The 20,561-nt window shown below is 66.8% G+C and carries 26 protein-coding genes and 1 tRNA gene; 22 read left to right on the top strand and 5 right to left on the bottom strand.

All coding sequences use genetic code 11. The features are described 5' to 3' along the window. Window positions 1-19 precede the first annotated feature (19 nt). The 12 genes from argB (at window position 20) to tatC (ending at window position 7,032) form a co-directional block, all read left to right on the top strand. Complete coding sequence (gene argB / locus AC0IZJ_RS10550) at window positions 20-925, top strand: acetylglutamate kinase (RefSeq protein WP_471849370.1); 906 nt, start codon at window positions 20-22, stop codon at window positions 923-925. Further along, on the top strand, window positions 922-1,617 hold the full coding sequence (locus AC0IZJ_RS10555; protein ID WP_471849372.1) for a pyrimidine 5'-nucleotidase: 696 nt from the start codon (window positions 922-924) through the stop codon (window positions 1,615-1,617). Before argB ends, AC0IZJ_RS10555 begins: the two co-directional genes overlap by 4 nt. Window positions 1,618-1,682: 65 nt before the next feature. Next, window positions 1,683-2,369 carry a response regulator gene (locus AC0IZJ_RS10560; protein ID WP_457421402.1) on the top strand — a complete coding sequence of 229 codons (687 nt, stop codon included), beginning with the start codon at window positions 1,683-1,685 and terminating at the stop codon, window positions 2,367-2,369. Window positions 2,370-2,379: 10 nt separating this feature from the next. Further along, window positions 2,380-3,003: a nucleoid occlusion factor SlmA gene (gene slmA, locus AC0IZJ_RS10565; RefSeq protein WP_471849374.1), complete on the top strand. Its 624-nt coding sequence runs from the start codon at window positions 2,380-2,382 to the stop codon at window positions 3,001-3,003. Window positions 3,004-3,026: 23 nt separating this feature from the next. After that, window positions 3,027-3,893 (top strand): ATP-binding protein, encoded by an 867-nt coding sequence (locus AC0IZJ_RS10570; protein ID WP_471849376.1) that lies wholly within the window; start codon window positions 3,027-3,029, stop codon window positions 3,891-3,893. After that, window positions 3,890-4,315, top strand: a complete 426-nt coding sequence (locus AC0IZJ_RS10575) for an NUDIX domain-containing protein (protein ID WP_471849378.1) — start codon at window positions 3,890-3,892, stop codon at window positions 4,313-4,315. The genes AC0IZJ_RS10570 and AC0IZJ_RS10575 overlap by 4 nt, the downstream gene beginning before the upstream one ends. Before the next feature lie 4 nt (window positions 4,316-4,319). Further along, window positions 4,320-4,709, top strand: a complete 390-nt coding sequence (gene hisI / locus AC0IZJ_RS10580; protein WP_471849380.1) for a phosphoribosyl-AMP cyclohydrolase — start codon at window positions 4,320-4,322, stop codon at window positions 4,707-4,709. Then, the gene (locus AC0IZJ_RS10585) at window positions 4,702-5,031 is read left to right on the top strand and encodes a phosphoribosyl-ATP diphosphatase (RefSeq protein ID WP_471849382.1); all 330 of its coding nucleotides are present in this window, start codon (window positions 4,702-4,704) and stop codon (window positions 5,029-5,031) included. The genes hisI and AC0IZJ_RS10585 overlap by 8 nt, the downstream gene beginning before the upstream one ends. Then, a complete protein-coding gene (locus AC0IZJ_RS10590; RefSeq protein ID WP_471849384.1) occupies window positions 5,028-5,375 on the top strand; it encodes a histidine triad nucleotide-binding protein in 348 nt (115 codons plus the stop codon). The genes AC0IZJ_RS10585 and AC0IZJ_RS10590 overlap by 4 nt, the downstream gene beginning before the upstream one ends. Before the next feature lie 122 nt (window positions 5,376-5,497). Continuing rightward, window positions 5,498-5,734, top strand: coding sequence for a Sec-independent protein translocase subunit TatA (gene tatA, locus AC0IZJ_RS10595; protein ID WP_471849386.1), 237 nt, complete (start codon window positions 5,498-5,500; stop codon window positions 5,732-5,734). A gap of 15 nt (window positions 5,735-5,749) precedes the next feature. Continuing rightward, window positions 5,750-6,229 (top strand): Sec-independent protein translocase protein TatB, encoded by a 480-nt coding sequence (gene tatB / locus AC0IZJ_RS10600; RefSeq protein WP_471849388.1) that lies wholly within the window; start codon window positions 5,750-5,752, stop codon window positions 6,227-6,229. Beyond that, window positions 6,229-7,032, top strand: a complete 804-nt coding sequence (gene tatC / locus AC0IZJ_RS10605; protein ID WP_471849390.1) for a twin-arginine translocase subunit TatC — start codon at window positions 6,229-6,231, stop codon at window positions 7,030-7,032. Before tatB ends, tatC begins: the two co-directional genes overlap by 1 nt. On the opposite strand, the gene AC0IZJ_RS10610 is transcribed toward tatC, so the two are convergent. Next, window positions 7,008-8,195: a S1C family serine protease gene (locus AC0IZJ_RS10610; RefSeq protein WP_471849392.1), complete on the bottom strand. Its 1,188-nt coding sequence runs from the start codon at window positions 8,193-8,195 to the stop codon at window positions 7,008-7,010. The two genes, tatC and AC0IZJ_RS10610, sit on opposite strands and share 25 nt — an antisense overlap. A gap of 22 nt (window positions 8,196-8,217) precedes the next feature. Here AC0IZJ_RS10610 and AC0IZJ_RS10615 point away from each other — a divergent pair, with 22 nt between their 5' ends. Beyond that, a complete protein-coding gene (locus tag AC0IZJ_RS10615; RefSeq protein ID WP_471849394.1) occupies window positions 8,218-8,964 on the top strand; it encodes a Nif3-like dinuclear metal center hexameric protein in 747 nt (248 codons plus the stop codon). On the opposite strand, the gene AC0IZJ_RS10620 is transcribed toward AC0IZJ_RS10615, so the two are convergent. Then, entirely contained in the window at window positions 8,961-9,881 is a 921-nt protein-coding gene (locus tag AC0IZJ_RS10620; RefSeq protein ID WP_471849396.1) for a M14 family metallopeptidase, read from the bottom strand. The two genes, AC0IZJ_RS10615 and AC0IZJ_RS10620, sit on opposite strands and share 4 nt — an antisense overlap. A 69-nt stretch (window positions 9,882-9,950) precedes the next feature. Between AC0IZJ_RS10620 and pdxA the strand changes: the two genes are divergently transcribed. Then, window positions 9,951-10,970, top strand: a complete 1,020-nt coding sequence (pdxA, locus tag AC0IZJ_RS10625; protein WP_471849398.1) for a 4-hydroxythreonine-4-phosphate dehydrogenase PdxA — start codon at window positions 9,951-9,953, stop codon at window positions 10,968-10,970. A gap of 231 nt (window positions 10,971-11,201) precedes the next feature. On the opposite strand, the gene AC0IZJ_RS10630 is transcribed toward pdxA, so the two are convergent. Continuing rightward, window positions 11,202-13,631, bottom strand: coding sequence for a DUF1631 family protein (locus tag AC0IZJ_RS10630; protein WP_471849400.1), 2,430 nt, complete (start codon window positions 13,629-13,631; stop codon window positions 11,202-11,204). Between the two features lie 128 nt (window positions 13,632-13,759). After that, the gene (gene mscL, locus AC0IZJ_RS10635) at window positions 13,760-14,179 is read right to left on the bottom strand and encodes a large conductance mechanosensitive channel protein MscL (RefSeq protein ID WP_471849401.1); all 420 of its coding nucleotides are present in this window, start codon (window positions 14,177-14,179) and stop codon (window positions 13,760-13,762) included. Between the two features lie 177 nt (window positions 14,180-14,356). Here mscL and petA point away from each other — a divergent pair, with 177 nt between their 5' ends. The 6 genes from petA to AC0IZJ_RS10665 all read left to right on the top strand — a co-directional run bounded on the left by petA (window position 14,357) and on the right by AC0IZJ_RS10665 (window position 18,528). Continuing rightward, window positions 14,357-14,953: a ubiquinol-cytochrome c reductase iron-sulfur subunit gene (gene petA, locus AC0IZJ_RS10640; RefSeq protein ID WP_471849403.1), complete on the top strand. Its 597-nt coding sequence runs from the start codon at window positions 14,357-14,359 to the stop codon at window positions 14,951-14,953. Window positions 14,954-14,961: 8 nt separating this feature from the next. Further along, window positions 14,962-16,368: a cytochrome b gene (locus tag AC0IZJ_RS10645; protein WP_471849405.1), complete on the top strand. Its 1,407-nt coding sequence runs from the start codon at window positions 14,962-14,964 to the stop codon at window positions 16,366-16,368. A 24-nt stretch (window positions 16,369-16,392) separates the two neighbouring features. Continuing rightward, window positions 16,393-17,163 (top strand): cytochrome c1, encoded by a 771-nt coding sequence (locus AC0IZJ_RS10650; protein WP_471849407.1) that lies wholly within the window; start codon window positions 16,393-16,395, stop codon window positions 17,161-17,163. Between the two features lie 138 nt (window positions 17,164-17,301). Then, window positions 17,302-17,919, top strand: coding sequence for a glutathione S-transferase N-terminal domain-containing protein (locus AC0IZJ_RS10655; RefSeq protein WP_056192820.1), 618 nt, complete (start codon window positions 17,302-17,304; stop codon window positions 17,917-17,919). Continuing rightward, the gene (locus AC0IZJ_RS10660) at window positions 17,919-18,425 is read left to right on the top strand and encodes a ClpXP protease specificity-enhancing factor (RefSeq protein ID WP_471849409.1); all 507 of its coding nucleotides are present in this window, start codon (window positions 17,919-17,921) and stop codon (window positions 18,423-18,425) included. Before AC0IZJ_RS10655 ends, AC0IZJ_RS10660 begins: the two co-directional genes overlap by 1 nt. Before the next feature lie 27 nt (window positions 18,426-18,452). After that, a tRNA-Thr gene (locus AC0IZJ_RS10665) sits at window positions 18,453-18,528 on the top strand. A gap of 85 nt (window positions 18,529-18,613) precedes the next feature. On the opposite strand, the gene AC0IZJ_RS10670 is transcribed toward AC0IZJ_RS10665, so the two are convergent. Next, window positions 18,614-19,060 (bottom strand): DUF2141 domain-containing protein, encoded by a 447-nt coding sequence (locus tag AC0IZJ_RS10670; RefSeq protein ID WP_471849411.1) that lies wholly within the window; start codon window positions 19,058-19,060, stop codon window positions 18,614-18,616. A gap of 222 nt (window positions 19,061-19,282) precedes the next feature. Between AC0IZJ_RS10670 and AC0IZJ_RS10675 the strand changes: the two genes are divergently transcribed. Continuing rightward, the gene (locus AC0IZJ_RS10675) at window positions 19,283-20,023 is read left to right on the top strand and encodes an acyl-homoserine-lactone synthase (RefSeq protein ID WP_471849413.1); all 741 of its coding nucleotides are present in this window, start codon (window positions 19,283-19,285) and stop codon (window positions 20,021-20,023) included. A gap of 105 nt (window positions 20,024-20,128) precedes the next feature. Then, window positions 20,129-20,539, top strand: coding sequence for a DUF4902 domain-containing protein (locus AC0IZJ_RS10680; RefSeq protein ID WP_471849415.1), 411 nt, complete (start codon window positions 20,129-20,131; stop codon window positions 20,537-20,539). Window positions 20,540-20,561 lie beyond the last annotated feature (22 nt).

Raw genomic sequence — 20,561 nt, forward strand, 5'->3', positions numbered from 1 at the left:
AAGTTATCGGAGTCCGCGCATGACCACCCCCCACACCACCGACGTCTCCCACATCGCCCCGCGCGAGAAGGCCGAGATCCTGTCGCAAGCCCTGCCCTACATCCGCCGCTTCCACGGCAAGACCATCGTCATCAAGTACGGCGGCAACGCCATGACCGACCCGGGCCTGCAGCAGGACTTCGCCGAGGACGTCGTGCTGCTCAAGCTGGTGGGCCTGAACCCGGTCGTCGTGCACGGCGGCGGGCCGCAGATCGAGGGCGCCTTGAGCCGTCTGGGCAAGAAGGGCGAGTTCATCCAGGGCATGCGCGTCACGGATGAGGAAACGATGGAAGTCGTCGAGTGGGTGCTGGCCGGGCAGGTGCAGCAGGACATCGTCGGCCTCATCAACGCCGCCGGCGGAAAGGCCGTGGGCCTGACAGGCCGCGACGGCGGCATGATCCGCGCGCGCAAACTCAGGATGGTGGACAAGGACGACCCCAGCAAGGAACACGATGTCGGTCAGGTCGGCGACATCGTCTCCATCGACCCCAGCGTCGTGAAAGCGCTGCAGGACGACCAGTTCATCCCCGTCGTCAGCCCCATCGGTTTCGGCGAGCACAACGAGAGCTACAACATCAATGCCGACGTCGTCGCTGCCAAGCTGGCCACGGTGCTGCAGGCCGAGAAGCTGCTGATGCTCACCAACATCCGCGGCGTGCTGGACAAGAACGGCGAGCTGCTGACCGAGCTGACGCCGCGGCGCATTGACGAGCTGGTGGAAGACGGCACCATCAGCGGCGGCATGATCCCCAAGATCGCCGGCGCCATCGACGCGGCCAAGAGCGGCGTCAACGCCGTCCACATCATCGACGGCCGCGTGCCGCACGCGATGCTGCTGGAGGTGCTGACGGACCAGGCTTACGGCACCATGATTTCTTCTCGATGAGTTCACGCGACCGCGTCTGGCTCTTCGACCTCGACGACACGCTGCACAACGCCTCGCACCGCGCCTTCCCGTTGCTGAATGCGTCGATGACGGCCTATATCGAGACCCACCTCGGCCTGACGACGGACGCCGCCGTCGCGCTGCGGCACGGCTACTTCGCCCGCTACGGCGCCACGCTCACGGGTCTGCAGCGGCATCACGGCGTCAAGGCCGCGCATTTCCTGCGGGAGACGCATCTGCTGCCCGGGCTGGAAGCCGAGCTGCATGGCCACGCTCACGATCTGGCCGCGCTGCGCCGTCTGCCGGGGCGCAAGTTCCTGTTGACGAACGCGCCGCGCGCCTATGCCGAGCGCGTGCTGGCCGTCATCGGGCTGCGTGGCGTCTTCGAGAAGCTGATCTGCATCGAGGACATGGCCTGCTTCGGCCAGTCGCGGCCCAAGCCGGATACGCGCATGTTCCGCGTCGTGCTGGCCAGGCTGGGCGTCCCGGCGTCGCGCTGCGTGCTGGTGGAGGACACGCTGATCCACCAGAAAGCGGCCCGCAGCCTCGGCATGGCAACCGTCTGGATGCAGCGCTGGCTGCGCAAGGCCGCCGATGGCCGGCGCCTGCAGCACCGCCCCGCCTATGTGAGCCGGCGCGTGCGCTCGCTGGCCGCACTGGCCCGTTCCCCCCAGTTCTGCAGGAAGACATGAATGGGCAAGGTTTGTCCTGACCGCGACAATGTCGCCTTACCGCCTTTGAAGAAGCAGCAGAGTCAATGACCCCGTTCTCGGTCCTTATCGTTGAAGACCAGGCCCGTTTCCGGGAGGCCTTCACTCACGCCCTGGGCAGCGTGCCCGACATCGAACTGCTGGGCATCGCCCCCGATCTGCCCCAGGGCCGGCGCATGTTCGACCAGCTGCAACCCGATGTGCTGCTCGTCGACCTGGACCTGCCCGGCGGCAGCGGCATCGAGCTGATCCGCCATGCCGCCCAGACCCGCCCGCAGTGCGAGGTCATGGTCATCTCCGTGTTCGGCGACGAGCAGCATGTCGTGGCAAGCATCGAGGCCGGTGCCACGGGCTATCTGCTCAAGGACAGCCTGGCGCTGGACCTGCCCGGCCAACTGCGCTCACTGCGGGCTGGCGGCAGCCCCATCAGCCCCATCATTGCCCGCCGCCTGCTGGTGCGCCTGGCGCCCGGTGCACAGGGCTCGACCGGCCCCTCGCCCGAGGCCATGGCCGCGACGATGGCCGACGAGGAAGTCGTTGCGCTGTCCGAGCAGGAATCACGCGTGCTGCACCTGGCGGCCAAGGGCTTCACCTTCGACGAGATCGCGCAGTTCATGCAGGTCTCTCCGCACACGGTGATGACCTATGTGAAGCGCGTGTACCGCAAGCTGCACGTCCGCTCCAAGGTCGAAGCCATCTACGAAGCGCGTCGCCTGGGCTGGCTGCGCGATTAGCATCTGCGGCATGGACGCTGACCAGCCCGCCGCCGCACCCACCACCCCCAAGAAGCGCCCCAAACCCGGCGAGCGCCGCACGCAGATCCTGCAGGTGCTGGCCAGCATGCTGGAGCAGCCCGGCGCCGATCGCATCACGACGGCGGCGCTGGCCGCGAAGCTGGACGTCAGCGAGGCGGCCCTCTACCGCCACTTCGCCAGCAAGGCGCAGATGTTCGAGGCGCTCATCGACTTCATCGAGAGCAGCGTCTTCGGCCTCGTCCATCAGATCGTCGACGGGCCTCATCCCTTGCCGCCCCCGGGCGCGGCCGGGCGCATCGCCAGCCTCGTCCTGCAGTTCGGCGAGAAGAACCCCGGCATGGCCCGCGTGATGGTGGGCGACGCGCTGGTCTACGAAAACGAGCGGCTGACGGCCCGCATCAACCAGTTCTTCGACCGCATCGAGTCGTCGCTGCGCCAGGTGCTGCGCACGGCCGCCGAGGCCCAGGGCTCGCTCACGCCCACCGTGCAGGCCAACGTGCAGGCGTCGGTGTGGGTCAGCTTCATCATCGGCCGGCTGCAGCGCTATGCGCGCTCGGGCTTCAAGCGGCTGCCGACGGAGCAGCTGGAAGCGTCGCTCAAGGCGATCGGCTGAGGTCGCCCGCCTAAACTGGCAGCATGTCTGCCGCTCTGGAATCCTTTCTCAACCGCGCCGAGGGTCTGCTGACCCGCCTCGAGGCGGTCCTGCCCCACGCCGCCATGCCGCCCGACTGGGCCGCATCCACCGCCTTCCGCGCCCGCCGACGCCATGGCGCCCTGGTGCTGGAGCCGGTGCGCGCCGTCAGCCGCATCCGCCTGTCCGACCTCCAGGAGGTTGAGCCACAGAAGGAACGCCTGCTGCGCAACACGGCGCAGTTCGTCGCCGGTCGGCCGGCCAACAACGTGCTGCTGACGGGCGCCAAGGGCACGGGCAAGAGTTCGCTCATCAAGGCGGTGCTGAACGAGTTCTCGGCCCAGGGCCTGCGCCTCATCGAGGTCGACAAGGCCGACCTCGTCGACCTGCCGGACCTCGTCGAGCAGGTCGCTGCCCGCTCCGAGCGCTTCGTGGTTTTCTGCGACGACCTCAGCTTTGACGAAGGCGAGGCCAGCTACAAGGCGCTGAAGAGCGTGCTCGATGGCTCTGTGGCCGCAGCCACCGACAACGTGCTGATCTACGCCACCAGCAACCGGCGCCACCTGCTGCCCGAGAAGATGGTCGACAACCTCGCAGGCAAGCACGGCGAGCATGGCGAGATCCATCCCGGCGAGGCGGTCGAGGAGAAGATTTCCCTGTCCGAGCGCTTCGGCCTGTGGATCAGCTTCTACCCCTTCAGTCAGAACGAATACCTGGCCATCGTCGGCCAGTGGCTGCGGCACTTCGGGCTGGACGAGGCGGCCATCAGCGGCGCGCGCCAGCAGGCCTTGATCTGGGCGCTGGAGCGCGGCTCGCGCTCGGGCCGGGTCGCCTACCAGTTCGCGCGTGACATGGCGGGGCGGGTTGAATGAGCGAGCGTGAGATCACCGAGGTCGCCGTCGGCGTGCTCGTCGCGCCTGACGGCCAGTTCCTGCTGACCTCGCGCCCCGAGGGCAAGGTCTACGCCGGCTACTGGGAGTTCCCGGGCGGCAAGGTGGAGGCCGGCGAGAGCATCGAGCAGGCGCTGGCGCGCGAACTGCGCGAGGAGCTGGGCATCGAGATCGGCGCGGCGCACCCTTGGCAGACGCTGGTCATGGACTACCCCCACGCCCGGGTGCGACTGAACTTCTGCAAGGTGTTCGACTGGACCGGCGACTTCCAGATGCTGGAAGGCCAGCAAATGGCCTGGGCCAGCCTGCCGGTGCAAGTCAAGCCCGTGCTGCCCGGCACCATCCCCGTGTTGAACTGGTTTGCGCAAGAGCGCAGCCATGCCGGACCGACTCACCTAGACTGAAAACATGAGCTGGCTAGACGAAGTGAAATGGGACGACAAGGGCCTGGTGCCCGTCATCGCCCAGGAGCAGGGCACGGGCGACGTGTTGATGTTCGCGTGGATGAACCGCGACGCGCTGGCGCTGACGGCCGAGCGCGGCCAGGCCGTCTACTGGAGCCGTTCGCGCGCCAAGCTTTGGCATAAAGGCGAGGAGAGCGGCCACTTTCAGCAGGTGCACGGCATCCGCATGGACTGCGACAACGACGTGGTGCTGCTGACCATCACCCAGCTTGGCCACGAGCCGGGCATCGCCTGCCACACGGGCCGCCACAGCTGCTTCTTCCAGAAGCTGGAGAACGGCGTCTGGGGTGCCACCGAGCCGGTGCTGAAAGACCCGAGCAAGATCTATGAGTGACGACATCCTTTCCCGCGTCGGCGCGGTCATCGAGTCGCGCAAGGGCGCTGATCCGTCGACAAGCTACGTCGCCAAGCTCTTCGACAAGGGCCTGGACGCCATCCTGAAGAAGGTCGGCGAGGAAGCCACCGAGACGGTGATGGCGGCCAAGGACGGCGACCCGCAGAAGGTCGTCTACGAGGTGGCAGACCTGTGGTTTCACAGCTTGGTGGCGCTGGCGCATTTCGGCCTCAAGCCGGAGGACGTGCTCAATGAGCTGGCCCGGCGAGAAGGCCTGTCCGGCCTGACGGAATTCGCCCAACGAGGAGTCAACAAGCCATGACTGCCGACCCCAACTGCCTCTTCTGCAAGATCGTCGCCGGCCAGATTCCGAGCAAGAAGGTCTATGAAGACGACCAGGTTTTCGCCTTCCACGACATCCATCCCTGGGCGCCGGTGCATGTCCTGATCATTCCCAAGCGCCACATCGCCTCCATGGCCCAAGTGACTGCGGCCGAGGCCGGCCTGCTGGGCCACATGGTCGCGCTCGGCCCGAAGCTCATGAAGGAGCTGGGTGTGACCAACGGCTTCCGCCATGTCATCAACACCGGTCCTGACGGCGGCCAGGAGGTGTATCACCTGCATCTGCATGTGATGGGGGGGCCGCGCCCGTGGTTGAAAGGCTGATTTGCGACCAAACGTAGCGCCTGCGCACTACGCCACCTCAAGGCCCACGGCCGCAAAATGACCCCTAAGGCTAGGGTCATCCCTCACCTAGAATTTGAGCCAGTCCTCAAGGAGTAAGCATCATGGGTTCATTCAGCATTTGGCACTGGCTGATCGTCTTGGTCGTCGTCATCGCCATCTTCGGCACGAAGAAGCTGCGCAACGTCGGCTCGGACCTCGGCGCTGCCGTCAAGGGCTTCAAGGACGGTGTGAAAGACGGCACGACGTCCGAAGACCTGGCCAAGCCGCAGCAGCAGGTCACGGCCACCAAGGTCAACGACCCGAACACCGTGGACGTCGACGCCAAGACCAAGTCGTGATGTCGAGCCTGACGAGTGCTTGACTTCGGTTTTGACAAGATCGCGCTGATCGGCGCGGTGGCGCTGATCGTCATCGGCCCCGAGAAGCTGCCGCGCGTTGCCCGCACGGTGGGTGCCCTGCTCGGCAAGGCGCAGCGCTATGTCGCGGACGTCAAGGCCGAGGTCAACCGTTCCATCGAGCTGGAGGAGCTTCAGAAGATGAAGTCCCAGTTCCAGACGGCAGTGAGCGACGTGACTCAGAGCGTGCGTCAGGAAGTGGACAGCGCCACCAGCGCGTTCAACCAGACCTGGAGCGACGTCACCAGCGATGGCAGCGGCAGCTACGAGCACCACAGCATCGCCCCGCCGCCGCCCGAGTACCGCCACCCGAAGAAGAACTGGCGCCTCAAGCGCGGTAGCACGCCGATGTGGTTCAAGCAGAAGGCCGGCGTGCGCCGCCATACGCAGTCCGGCGCAGCCCGCGTGGCGCGCTTCAGGCCACCCGGTATCCGTTGATGAGTTCCTTCCAGAAGCCCGACCACGACGAACTGACCGGCACCGAGCAGCCCTTCGTCGCCCACCTGATGGAGTTGCGCGACCGGCTGCTGCGCGCCGTCCTGGCCATTGCCGTGTGCTTCGGCGCGCTGTGCCTCTTTCCTGGCCCCAGCCAGCTCTATGACTGGCTGGCCGCGCCGCTGGTGGCCAACCTGCCCGAAGGCACCAAGATGATCGCGACCAACGTCATCGCGCCCTTCTTCGTGCCCATCAAGATCACGATGCTGGCCGGCTTCATGCTGGCCCTGCCCATCGTGCTCTACCAGGCCTGGTCCTTCGTCGCGCCGGGCCTGTACTCGCACGAGAAGCGCCTGGTGATGCCACTGGTCGTGTCCAGCACGCTGCTGTTCTTCTCGGGCGTGGCCTTCTGCTATTTCTTCGTCTTCGGCCAGGTCTTCAAGTTCATCCAGAGCTTTGCGCCCAAGAGCATCACGGCGGCGCCTGACATCGAGGCCTATCTCGGCTTCGTCATGAACATGTTCATCGCCTTCGGCGCGGCTTTCGAGGTGCCGGTCATCGTCGTCGTGCTGGCGCGCATGGGCATCGTGAGCGTCGAGAAACTGCGCGAATGGCGCGGCTACTTCATCGTCGTCGCCTTCATCATCGCGGCCGTCATCACGCCGCCCGACGTCGTCTCGCAGCTCGCGCTGGCCATCCCGATGTGCCTGCTCTACGAGGTGGGGCTGTTCGCGGCCACCTACTTCGTCAGGCACACCGCGGCGCCCGAAGAAAGTACGGATCAGTCCTCTTCGGACGCTCGCTGAGGCTTGAGCCGCTCGCGCTGGGCCAGCGTGACCGAGAAGGTCATTGCCTTGCCGGCGCGCTGCACGCCGACTTCTACCTGACTGCGCGGCTTGAGCGCCGCGATGCTGGCCAGCAGCTCGGCCGGTGTGGTCACGGCATGCTCGCCCACGCGGGTCACCACGTCGCCCGGCTTGATGCCAGCCTTGGCGGCCGGCCCGTCGTTGCTGACGCCGCCAACCAGCACCCCCTTGGCGTCGCCCACGTTGAGGGCTTCAGCCAGTTCGGGTGTCAGTTCGCGTGTCGTGACGCCGATAAAGCCGCGCGCTACGGAGCCGTCCTTCAGGATGGCCGTGGCGACTTGGCGCGCCACGTCGACGGGGATTGCGAAGCCGATGCCCAGGCTGCCACCGGTGCGCGAGAAGATGGCCGTGTTGATGCCGATGAGCCGGCCGTCCGCATCGACCAATGCGCCGCCCGAGTTGCCAGGATTGATGGCCGCGTCGGTCTGGATGAAGTTCTCGAAGGTGTTGATGCCGAGCTGGTTGCGGCCCAGCGCCGAGACGATGCCCGAGGTGACCGTCTGGCCGACGTTGAAGGGGTTGCCGATGGCCAGTACCACGTCGCCGACCTGCAGGTTGGCCGCGTCGCCTAGCGCGATGGCGGGCAGGTCGGGCAGTTCGATCTTCAGCACCGCGATGTCGGTCTCGGGGTCGGTGCCGAGCAGCTTGGCGCGCGCCTGGCGGCCGTCGCTGAGCTGCACCTCGATGTCAGACGCGCCCTCGACGACATGGTTGTTCGTCAGCAGCACGCCGTCACCGGAGATGATGACGCCCGAACCCAGGCCGAGCTGCGGATTGCCACGCGGCTGGCGCGGGCCGAAAGGAAACCCTGGGAAGCCGAAGACCGGATCGCGCGACCGCGCGGACTGCGGCGCCTTGCTGGCCGTGATGCTGACGACGGCCGGCGACGCGGCCCGCGCTGCCTGGGCGAAGCCGGTGCGCACGACCGAGGCAGGCGGCGTCGGGGGCAGGGCGATTTGCCGGGCGGTCTGGGCCGTCACCGCATTCGGCGCTTTCCGCCAGCGGTCCTGCTGCAGCCACTGCGGCTTCAGTGTCGAGACGACGAAGAGGGCGGCCAGCGCCACCGTGACCGCCTGCGCGAAAATCAGCCAGAGCCGCTTCAACACCCATTCACCTCACAAGCCCATGACCGATCGCGCCGCGCTGGAACGCCAGCTCAACCAATGGCTGGAGCCCGCACGGTTCAAAGATTATGGGCCGAACGGCCTGCAGGTCGAGGGCCGCGCCGAGGTCAACCGGCTCGTCTGCGGGGTCACTGCCAGCCTGGCGCTGATCGACGCCGCCATCGCTGCAGGCGCGGATGCCATCCTCGTCCACCACGGCCTGTTCTGGCGCGGCCAGGACGGCCGCGTGACCGGCTGGATGAAGCAGCGCCTGGCACGGCTCATCCAGCATGACATCAACCTATTCGCCTATCACCTGCCGCTGGATGCCCATCCCGAACTCGGCAACAACGCCCAGCTCGGCAGGCGCCTGGGCTGGACAGCGGACGCGCGCTTCGGCGAGCAGGACCTGGGCTTCATCGCCACCACCGCGCCGACGACGCTGGACACGCTGGCGGCGCAGCTGACTGCGTTGACCGGCCGCGAGCCCGTGTTGGTCGTGGGCGATGGCCGGCCGCTGCGCCGCGTTGCATGGTGCACGGGCGGTGCACAGGGCTACTTCGAGGCGGCCATAGCGGCGGGTGCCGATGTCTTCGTGACCGGCGAGATCTCCGAGCCCCAGGCCCATTACGCCCGCGAAACCGGCGTCGCCTTCATTGCCGCCGGCCACCATGCGACCGAGCGTTACGGTGTGCAGGGCGTGGGCGAGCGTGTCGCTGCTGAACTGGGCGTGGCTTACAGCTTCATCGACGTGCCGAACCCGGCCTAGGCGTGGGCCAACGCGTAGGCGATGGCCGCGCGAACGGCGGTGACCTGTGCCGCGACGCATTGCTGCGGCGTCGTGCGCGGGCTGTCTGGGTAAACCTCGGTCGTGGTGCTGAAGCGAGCCGCTGTAATCGCGGCGCACAAGCCTTTCTTCGCCACGGCGAAGCTGATGACGCCGGGTGATTGCAATGGGCAGCCAATGATGTGACCGTTGGCGTCCGCCGGCGCGATGTGCGTGACCTGAGCCACGGCGTCGATGACGGCGCGTTGGAATTCGGGCTGCGGGTGCTCGGAGTCGTCGACGAGATAGAAGCCATCGGGCACGACGTCGGGCACGAAGGCCTCGCCGTCGCGCGCGGCCAGCGCCGGGCGGAACTCCGATTCGTCGCTGTCCGTCGTTTCATGCAGATCGATGTGCATCAGCACGCGGCCGTGTAGCGGCGCCAGCAGGTCCACCAGCGCAGCCGATTCACCGGCCGGGCTGCCGGCGCGGAAGTTGCGATTGGGGTCCAGCGCGTCGTGGTTCCAGCGTTGAATGCGCTCATACGCCCAGGGGCTCACGCATGGCACCACGAGCAGGTTGGCGCGGCCGGCCTGTTCCAGCCCGTGGTCGCGCAGGAACTGCAGCGCGCCGAACACGCCGCTGGTCTCGTAGCCGTGTACGCCGCCGGTGACGACGAGTGTTGGCAACTCGTCGCGCCAGCCTTGGCTACGCAGAGCGACGAGCGGGAAGTGCTCGCCGTCGTAGTCCAGCGCACCGTATTCGCTGACGTCGAAGTCTCCACGCAGCGACTCGACGGCGCTCAGCACGTCTTCGGCATGACTGCGCTGCTTGACGACCCTTGCGCGCCAGGCTAGGACCTCCGACGCGCCCCAGGCGTGGCCGGGTGTGCCGACGGGGTAGGGAGACGGTTGATTCATGTCAAGAGTCCGGGTCGTGATGGCGCGCAGTCTGCCAGTGCCGCGCCGGGCGTGATGAAAGAATGCCGCATGACCCCGGACAACTCTCCAGCGCAGCCCCACGTCATCACCATGGGGGACGCCTGCGGCATCGGCCCAGAGATCATCGCCAGCCTGTGGCGAACCGAGGCGCCGCGCGATGCGGTGGTGGTCGGCGATGTGGGTGTGCTGCGGCGGGCCGTCGCGGCCACGTGCGGCGGGCTGGCGGTCGCGCACTTGCAATCGCCCGGCGAGCTGGCTCGCGTGCCCCCGAACTGTCTGCCGATCTGGCAACCCGAGGGCCTGCCTGCCGGCCTCGCTGACGCGCCGTTGGGCCAGGTCGATGCTCGCGCCGGCGCCGCGGCTGCGTTGTGCATCGAGGCGGCGGTGCGGTTGATCCAGTCAGGCCAGGCGCGCGCCCTCATCACCGCGCCCATCCACAAGGAGGCCCTGCACGCGGCGGGCTCACCCTACCCAGGCCACACGGAGATGCTGCAGGCCCTGGCGGGTGGCGGGCCGGTGCGCATGATGCTGGCCAACGAGGAGTTGCGGACCGTGCTGGTCACCATCCACTGCTCGCTGCGTGACGCCATCGCGCGCGTCACGCGAACCCACGTGCTGGAGACCTTGCGCGTCACCGACGCGGCATTGCGGTCGATGGGCGTCACCGCGCCGCGCATCGCCGTGGCCGGGTTGAACCCGCATGCCGGCGAGGGCGGCCTGTTCGGCGATGAAGAGATTCAGCACATCGCGCCGGCCATCGCCGACGCGCGCGCCGAAGGCCTGGACGCCACCGGTCCCTACGCGCCCGACACCGTCTTCATGCGCGCCCGCCGCGGCGAGTTCGACGTCGTCGTGGCAATGACGCACGACCACGGCCTGATCCCGGTGAAATACCTGGGCGTGGAGCAGGGTGTCAATGTGACGCTGGGCCTGCCCTTCGTGCGCACCAGCCCCGACCACGGCACCGCCTTTGACATCGCCGGCCGCGGCATTGCCGACCCGGCCAGCCTCAGCGCCGCTCTCGCGATGGCCAGGAGTCTGTGCGGCAGTGGGCGTAGCCCGCGTTGAGTCTGGCAAGGGCGCAGGCAAGGCGCGAGGAGGCCGCGGGCTCGTGCCCGCAACGACGAGCAACGCCGCATGCGCCCTTGCCAGACTCAACCCAAAGGGCCGGGGCGATTTGCCGAGCCATGCGGCGTTGCCGGCTCGTTGTGGGTGCCCCACGCACGCCTCGCCGGCGCCTGGCCTGGCTCGGCAACTTGCCCCGGCGCGGGCCACGCCCACTGCCGCACAGACTCCAACTCAGCGTGCCGGCGTAGACAGCGCCGCCAGCTGCGCGCGGGCGCGGGCCGTGGCACGCTCCAGCAGGTAGGCCTGCTCGTAGGCGCGCATCCGGTCCGCCTCGCAAAGTTTTTTCAGCATGCGGGCGGTCATGGTCACCGTCCGCTGCTGGCGGCTGCCGTGCGTGAAGATGAAGAAGCTGCGACCGGCGCTGATGTGGGCGAGGCGCATCTTCTGCCACTCCTCGCCGGTGTGCATCTGGTAGGCAAAGCCGAGCTGCATGTTGTCCATCAGCAGCGCGCCGCTGCTGGGTTCGGCCGCGCCGTCGGAGGCGGGCAGGCCATCGATGGAGATGTCGACAGCCTGCAAAGGCGAGGCCGCTGCGGCGGCGTCGTTGCCGGACAGGTCCAGGTCCAGTTTGCCGTCCCAGTCGACGCCGGATTCCTCGACCAGGCCCAGGCTCTTGGCCTCGGCCGGTGTCAGGCGCTGGCTGGCGTCCAGGTCGGCCGGCAGCGTCTCGCCGGCCATGGGCTTGGCGAGGTCGGCCTCGGCCGGCGGCGCGGTGCCGAAGATCTGGTCGAGCTGCTTGATGAGCAGGTTGGTGTCGAGCGCGCTCGGCGCCTGGCCCTTGAGCGATTCGGCGTGTGCCGGCAGCAACGCGCCGAAGAAGTCCTTGCGCGGGCCATCGGGCCAGCGGATCAGGTCCAGCCCCTCGTTGAGGGTGCGCATCAGGTTGGGCAGCTCGCGCAGGAAGTCCGAGCGCGCCGCCGTGCCGGCCTTGGGCTGCACGCTCATCACCAGGCTGCGGCCCAGGGTGCGCAGGCGCAGCGCGCGCTCCGGCGCGCCTTCGCGTGATGCCAGCACGATGGCCTGGCTCCACACACCGGCCAGGAAGCTGCGCAGGAACTCCTGCATCGGCACCTTGGCCAACGACTGCTGCAACTGCAGGGCGTAGCGCTGTTGCAGGCGCAGGTCGGTCTCACGGCGCTCGACGACGGCGGCGGCGTCGCCCGAGGCCTTCAACGCGCTGCGGGTCTGCTCGGCGATGAAGGTTTCGAGCGTGTCCAGCTTGGCCGTGTAGACGTCCATGCGATCGAAGTCGCCCTGGGCCACGTCCTGGACGAGGTCGCGCACATGGGCCAGGAAGGAGCGGCCCGGGTCGTCGCTGAAATCGTCGAAGGCACAGGCCAGCGACGCCAGGCGGTTGACGAACTGGCGCACCGGGTGGCGGCGCGACGAGAAGAAGGTCTCGTCGCCCAGCGCCGCGCGCAGCACCGGCAGCTGCAGGCGGGCCAGCAGGCGCGCCATCTGCGGCGGCACCTTGGGGTCGGACAGGATCTGGTCGAACAGGCTGCTGACGACGTCGATGACCATGTGGTCCAGCCGGCCCGTGGAGGCCTGGCGCAGCTCGTCGCGGTGCTGGTGGATCAGGTTGGTCGGTATCGGCAACTGGCCCCAGGCGCTGGGCTCGCCGGAGAGCGTGTCCAGCCCCATGCGGCTGGAATGGCCGCTGTCATAGCTGTCGTAGGCCGCGGGCGCCTGGGCGAGGCGGCGCAGCAGATCCATCATCTGCGGGTCGACGCGGCCGATGCCGCCGCCACCGCCGCCACCGCCGCCACCCCCGCGGCCGCCATAGCTGCCACCACCGCCGCCACCGAAGCCCGAACCACCTGGGCCGCCACGGCCGCCGGCCTGGCTGAGGCCGCCGTGGCCGGAGCCGCCATAGCCGCCGCCTCGTGTCGACATGCCGCCATGCGCGGAATCGAGCTCGCCCTGCTGGCTGGGGCCACCCAAGGCGCCATGGCGTGACGCGCCGGCGTCCGCTGCGCCGCGCACGCGCAGGTCTTGAGGCCGCAGGCCGCGCGAGCGCAGCAGCTCGGCGATGTCGGCATAGCAGCCGCGCATCTCCTGGGCCAGCGAGCGCGTCAGCTCGTCGGTCAGCGTCTGGCGGGTCACCGGGTCGTCGGTGATGGATTGCACGGCGTCCAGCAGCGCCTGCCCGACGAGCTCCGGCCGCAGCGGGTTTCGCTCGCCGAGCTGGATGCCGGAGACGTAGGACTCGACTTCGCGCAGCTCCCATTCGCTGTGGTGGCCGATGGCCAGGCCGATGCGGTCGGCGGCGACGAGGTTGTTGACCTGGTCGTCGTCCATCAGCGAGAGCTCGCCCCAATTCTTCTTGGCGGTGGGCGCCGCCACCGGCTTGGCATCGTTCTGTTCAGCCGAGACCTGCTTGCGCAGGCTTTGCACGAATCGTTGCGAAAAGATGCCCTGCTGCTGACGGAAAACGAATTGAGCTGCGAGCAGCGCATCGCGCTTCTTGATCTGCCCGGCTGACAGCGCTGACAGGCCCAGCCCTTCCGCGCAGCGCTCGGCCGCCTGCTCGCCGGCAAGGCGGATGCGGGTCAGCGAAGCTTCAAGGTGCGGATTCAGGCGTATCTCGGGCGCGTTCATCACAAATTGGCACAAGTCCGCCGAAAGTATCGCGCCTGCAACAGTCTGGGGTTTTCAGCGAGTCGTCAAATCCGTGGCAAAAAAAAGCCCGGTAACCATTGCTTACCGGGCGCGATGTCTGAAAACGACTAACGCTTCAACGAATCGCGGATCTCGCGCAGCAGCTGGATGTCTTCCGGCGTGGCGGGCGGCTCGGCCGGCGCCGCAGCGGGTTCGTCGCGCTTGAGGCGGTTGATCTGCTTGATCATCAGGAAGATGACGAAGGCCAGGATCATGAAATTCAGCGAGACGGTGATGAAGCTGCCGTAGGCCAGCACGGCGCCTTCCTTCTTCGCGTCGGCCAGCGTCGTGGCCGTCTGACCGGCCAGCGGGATGAAGTAGTTGCTGAAGTCCAGGCCGCCAAAAATCTTGCTGACGACCGGCATGATGACGTCGCCGACCAGTGAGTCGACGATCTTGCCGAAGGCGCCGCCAATGATGACGCCGACCGCCAAGTCGATGACGTTGCCCTTGACGGCGAACTCCCTGAATTCGGAGATGAAACTCATGCGCTGGGTCCTGCCTGGGGCGTTGGGAAAAGGTGGCGCGATTGTTGTCGCCAACGTGGCGGGGTCAGTAGCCGGGTAAACCTGCGTTCGTCCCGACGCCAGCCCGGCTGGAGCGTTCGGAAGCGTCCGCTAGAATCCTGGGCTGCCCCTGATCAGAAGTCTCCTTAGAGGACCCTCATGAGTGACCAGCAAGTGGACCAAGGCAAACGCACCTGGTTGATTGCAACCGGTTGTGCCGGCGCCGTGGGCGGCGTCGCGACTGCCGTGCCCTTCGTCGGCACCTTTGCACCCAGCGAGCGAGCCAAGGCCGCCGGTGCGCCTGTCGAGGTCGACATCTCCGGCATCAAGCCGGGCGAAAAGCTCACCGTCGAGTGGCGCGGCAAGCCCGTCTGGATCGTGCGCCGCACGCCCGAGCAGCTGGAAGCGCTCAAGAAGGTCGATGGTCAGCTGGCCGACCCGAATTCTGACCGCAAGGCTTTTCCGACGCCGGACTACGCCAAGAACGAGTACCGCTCGATCAAGCCCGAATACTTTGTCGCCGTCGGCATCTGCTCGCACCTCGGCTGCTCGCCCAGCGACAAGTTCGCGCCCGGCGCCCAGCCGTCGCTGCCGGATGACTGGCCGGGCGGCTTCCTCTGCCCCTGCCACGGCTCGACCTTCGACATGGCCGGCCGCGTCTTCAAGAACAAGCCCGCACCTGACAACCTCGAGGTGCCGCCCTACATGTACCTGACCGACTCCCGCCTGTTGATCGGCGAAGACAAGAAGGCATAAGGACGATCATGGCTGAATTCAAGGAAGCTCCCGCAGGCGCCTCGGCAGGCGTGAAGACCATGACCTGGCTGGAGAACCGGTTCCCGACCGCGTTCGACGCCTACAAGGTCCACATGTCGGAGTACTACGCGCCGAAGAACTTCAACTGGTGGTACATCTTCGGCTCGCTGGCGCTGCTGGTGCTGGTGATCCAGATCGTCACCGGCATTTTCCTGGTGATGCACTACAAGCCGGATGCGAACCTTGCCTTCGCGTCGGTCGAGTACATCATGCGCGACGTGCCGTGGGGCTGGCTGATCCGCTATATGCACAGCACGGGCGCCTCGGCCTTCTTCGTGGTCGTCTACCTGCACATGTTTCGCGGCCTGATCTACGGCAGCTACCGCAAGCCGCGTGAGCTGGTCTGGATCTTCGGCTGCGCGATCTTCCTGTGCCTGATGGCCGAAGCCTTCATGGGCTATCTGCTGCCCTGGGGCCAGATGTCCTACTGGGGCGCCCAGGTCATCGTCAACCTGTTCGCCGCCGTGCCTTTCGTCGGCCCGGACCTGGCGCTGATGATCCGCGGCGACTACGTCGTCGGCGACGCGACGCTGAACCGCTTCTTCAGCTTCCACGTCATCGCGGTGCCGCTGGTGCTGCTGGGCCTGGTGGTGGCGCACTTGCTGGCGCTGCACGATGTGGGTTCCAACAACCCGGATGGCGTCGAGATCAAGAAGGGTCCCAAGGACGCGAACGGCAAGCCGCTGGACGGCGTGCCTTTCCACCCGTTCTACTCGGTGCACGACCTGTACGGCGTCTGCCTGTTCCTGATGGCCTTCACCGCCATCATCTTCTTCGCACCTGAAATGGGCGGCTACTTCCTGGAGTACAACAACTTCATCCCGGCCGACCCGCTGAAGACGCCGGCGCACATCGCCCCGGTCTGGTACTTCACGCCTTACTACTCGATGCTGCGTGCGACGACCGACACCATGGTCAACGTGCTCTGCGTGCTGATCGGCATCGCTGCCGTCGTGAGTTTCCTGAAGGGCAAGTTTGGCGGAACGGCCAAGGTGGCTCTGCTGGTGCTGGCAGCCGTCGCGATCTTCCTGCTGAAGGTCTTCGACGCGAAGTTCTGGGGCGTGGTCGTCATGGGCGGCGCCGTCGTCATCCTGTTCTTCCTGCCCTGGCTGGATCACAGCCCGGTCAAGTCCATCCGCTACCGCCCCGACTGGCACAAGGTCCTCTACACCGTCTTCGTGGTGCTCTTCGTCTGGCTGGGCTACCTCGGCATTCAGCCGCCGAGCGACATCGGCACGCTGGTGGCACAGGTCGGCACCTTGTTCTATTTCGGCTTCTTCCTGCTGATGCCGTGGTGGAGCCGCCTGGGCACGCCCAAGCCGGTGCCCGACCGTGTGACCTTCCAGTCCCACTGATTGAGCCACGGAGCAAGAACACCTATGAAAAAGCTGATTGCCATCCTGCTGGCCTCGTTGAGCCTGGCCGGTGCCGCGCACGCCTCCGGCGGCGGCATCGAATGGGACAAGTTCCCCAAGGAAAAGATGTCGGACATGGCAGCGTTGCAGAACGGCGCCAAGCTGTTCGTCAACTACTGCCTGAACTGCCACTCGGCCGCCTACATGCGCTACAACCGCATGCGCGACATCGGCCTGAGCGAAGCCGACATCAAGAACAACCTGCTGTTCGCGGCCGACAAGGTCGGCGAGACCATGAAGGTCAGCCTGGATGCGAAGGACGCCAAGGCATTCTTCGGCGCCAACCCGCCTGACCTGACCGTCATCGCCCGCTCGCGGGCCGACGGCGCCAAGGGTTCGGGGGCCGACTACCTCTACACCTACATGCGGAACTTCTACCGCGACGACACCAAGGCGACGGGCTGGAACAACCTGGCCTTTCCCAGCGTCGCGATGCCGCATGTGATGTGGGAGCTGCAAGGCCAGCGCGCCGCCCGGTTTGAAGAGGTCGCCGACCCGCACGACCATGCCAAGAAGATTCACGTCTTCGCCGGTTACGAGCAACTGACGCCCGGCACGCTGACCGAGCGCCAATACGACGAAGCCACGGCCGATCTGGTCGCCTACCTGCAATGGATGGGCGAGCCGGCACAGGCGCAGCGCTTCCAGCTCGGCGTCATCGTGCTGATCTTCCTCGGCTTCCTGACCATCTTTGCCTGGCGCCTCAACGCCTCGTACTGGAAGGACGTGAAGTAACAGCCAAGTCCCGGTGCCGCCTCACGGCGGTGCCGAACCACGCAGTGGGGCGCGCTACGGCCACCCACTGCGTTTGCTTTTCAGCGCGGCTACACCGCTGCGCTTTTTTGATTGACTGACCCCTCGGGAGCCCAAGCCATGATGGTCCTTTACTCCGGCACCACCGACCCCTACTCGCACCGCTGCCGCTTCGTGCTGTTCGAGAAAGGCATGGACTTCGAAATCCGTGACGTTGACCTGTTCGCGAAGCCTGAAGACATCGCCCTGATGAACCCGTACAACGAGGTGCCCATCCTCGTCGAGCGCGACCTCATCCTGTACGAATCGCACATCATCAACGAGTACATCGACGAGCGCTTCCCGCACCCGCAGCTGATGCCCGGTGACCCGGTGGCCCGCGCCCGCGTGCGCCTGTTCCTGCTGAACTTCGAAAAGGAACTGTTCGCCCACGTGAACATCCTCGAAGGCCGCGGCACGACGACCAAGGCGACCGACAAGCAGCTCGAAAAGGCCCGCTCGCAGATCCGCGACCGCCTGACCCAGCTTGCGCCGATCTTCCTGAAGAACAAGTACATGCTGGGCGACGACTTCTCGATGCTCGACGTGGCCATCGCGCCGCTGCTGTGGCGCCTGGACTACTACGGCATCGACATGTCCAAGAACGCGCTGCCGCTGCTCAAGTACGCCGAACGCATCTTCAGCCGCCCGGCCTACATCGAGGCGCTGACGCCCTCTGAAAAGGTCATGCGCCGCTGATGGACCAGACCCCCGCTCCCGGCGGTGCGGGCAATGGCACGTCCACCCGCCCCTACCTGATCCGCGCCCTGCACGACTGGTGCACGGACAACGGCTTCACACCCTACGTCGCGGTCCACGTCGACCGTTCGGTGCAGGTGCCGATGGAGTACGTGTCCAACAACGAGATCGTGCTGAACGTCGGCTTCGATGCGACCAGCGGGCTGGACCTCGGCAACGAGTTCATCCAGTTCAAGGCGCGCTTCGGCGGCGTTGCGCGCGAGATCATCGTGCCGGTGGACCATGTCGTCGCCATCTACGCGCGCGAGAACGGCCAGGGCATGGCCTTCCCGGCGCCAGAGGCCCCGGCCGAAGGCATGCCGCCGACACCGGTCACGGCAGCGCCTGCGGAACCGCGCCGCAGCGGCTTGCGTCTCGCCAGCGAGACCGGTGACGACGAGGGCGATGACACCCCTCCCGATGCACCGAGCGGTGGCCCACGGCCTTCGCTCAAGCGGGTGAAGTGACGGTTTAGAATCCGCCTTCTGTTTTTCGCCGGCTTAGCTCAGTTGGTAGAGCAACCGCCTTGTAAGCGGTAGGTCATCAGTTCGAATCCGATAGCCGGCACCAATTTCCCGAGTCACAACGGCTCGCGCAGCATCAAGACCCCCAAGTCGTTCGCCGACTTGGGGGTCTTTTTCATGGTGACCGCGCATCAGCGCCGGGCGCCAAACCCGCGCAATGTGACCACCTGCTTGAACCCCGCGTCCTTGACGTTGACTGCGGCCAGATTGAAGGTCGGAACGCCCCCTGGCCCCGTGACGTTGTTGCTGAAGCCGATGCCCTTGGGCTTGCCGCTGACGCTGGAGACGCCCAGGCGCCCCGAGTTGTCTTCGTCGTGCACCACCGAGAAGGCATAGCGGCCGGGCGGCAGCTTGCCGAAGACGAGGCTCGTGCCCTCCACCCGCGCCGGCACGCGGGCCGTCAGCTTGCAGCCGTTGGGAAAGCGCTCGTTCTCGGCACACAGCATCGCGCGCATCGTGCCCTGGCTGCTGTTGGCGCCCATCACGACAAACTCGGCACTGGCCTCCGCGCCGTGGGCCAGGCTGCCGCTTGCTAACAGGACGGTCGTGAGGAGGGACTGGGTTCTGGAAATGGTCATGCTTGGCTCCGAATCGTCGGGCCCCATGCCCGCTTGCGAAGCAGTCTAGGAAGGCCCGCCGGGCGGCTCTACTGCCAGTTCTGACAGGCCGCAAGCCGATTGCAGGATTTGACAGGTACCCCCTCTGACAAGCCGTTTTGCAGACTTTGACAGTTGGGCGCCGGGGCGCGTTGGACAAACATCCGTTCCACGCAATTCGCGCTGATCCACGGAGCCACCCCAATGAATTTCGTTTGTGCACCCGCCGCAGAAATTCCCCAGGCCCTCTATGACTCGCTCGCTGCCTACCGCTACGAGGTGTTCGTTCAGCGCCTGGGTTGGGAGCTGCCCTCGCAGCCCGGCTACGAGCAGGACCAGTTCGATCACGCAGAAACCGTTCACGTCGTCGCCCGCCGGCTCGACGGCGGCATCGTCGGCTGCGGCCGCCTGCTGCCCACCACCGGCCCCTACCTGCTCGAACAAGTTTTCCCGCGTTTGCTCAACGGCCTGCCGACGCCGCGCAGCCCGCAGATCTGGGAGCTGTCGCGCTTTGCCGCCATGCCGGTGAATGGTGCCGAGGCACCCACCGCGCCCGACTACATGGCCGAGCGCGTGCTGCTGCAGGCGCTGCGGTTCTGCGCCCAACGCGGCGTGACCCATCTGCTGGCGGTCTCGACGCCGCCGGTGGAGCGGCTGCTGCAACGCGCCGGTGTCGAGTGCCAGCGTCTGGGCCCGCCAGAGATGTGCGGCGGCAAGCCGGTGATCGCCTTCGTCATCGCGGTGAGCGACGCCTCCATCGCGGCACTGGCCCGCATCGAAGCAGCGGCATTGGCCGAAGAGGCCCCGGTCCGCGCGGCCCGCGGCGAAGGCCTGCATGTGCTGCAGGAGCTGCAAGCCCTGGCATTCGAGCAACTGGGTGTCGCTGCGCGGCCCGAGGCGCTGGCCCCGGTCAGCTCCGACTCTTCACCCACCACCATCCACTGACTCCGCCCCTTGACCTTCGGCCCGGAGCCGCCCCAGATGAGGGCCTGATTCGCGCGGCTATGCTGCGCGTCGAGTGCTCCGACCGAGAACCCATCGGTGACAGCCATGTTTGCTTCCACGCCCGCCACGATGATTGACCCGCTGATCCGCCTGCGAACCGAGGACCTGCTCGAGTTGCAGCATGTCCACCTGTACTCGGAGCTGGACGGCAACCCGCTCGATCCTGGTGCCAAAGCCGGCACCGTTTCGGGCTATACGGAATGGGCCAGCGCCAACCGCCAACCGGCCCTGAGCTTCAGCTGGGACTGGACCTACAGCCCCGAGACCCAGCGCCTGCAGGCGCAGTGGAGCAGCCTGCGCACCAACCTGCGCGTCGTCGACTCCCAGGGTGAAGACCTGGGCGTCGAGTGCACGCGCTTGTGCGTGGCCCGGCTGATGACCCGGGCGAACTGGGAGCGGGTGATTGCCGAGAGCCTCGACCTGGCTCTGACGATGCCGCCCGATTCTCGGCACTGAACCTGAGCGGCGCTCCACCGCT

The organism is Roseateles sp. AC306, from assembly GCF_979253795.1.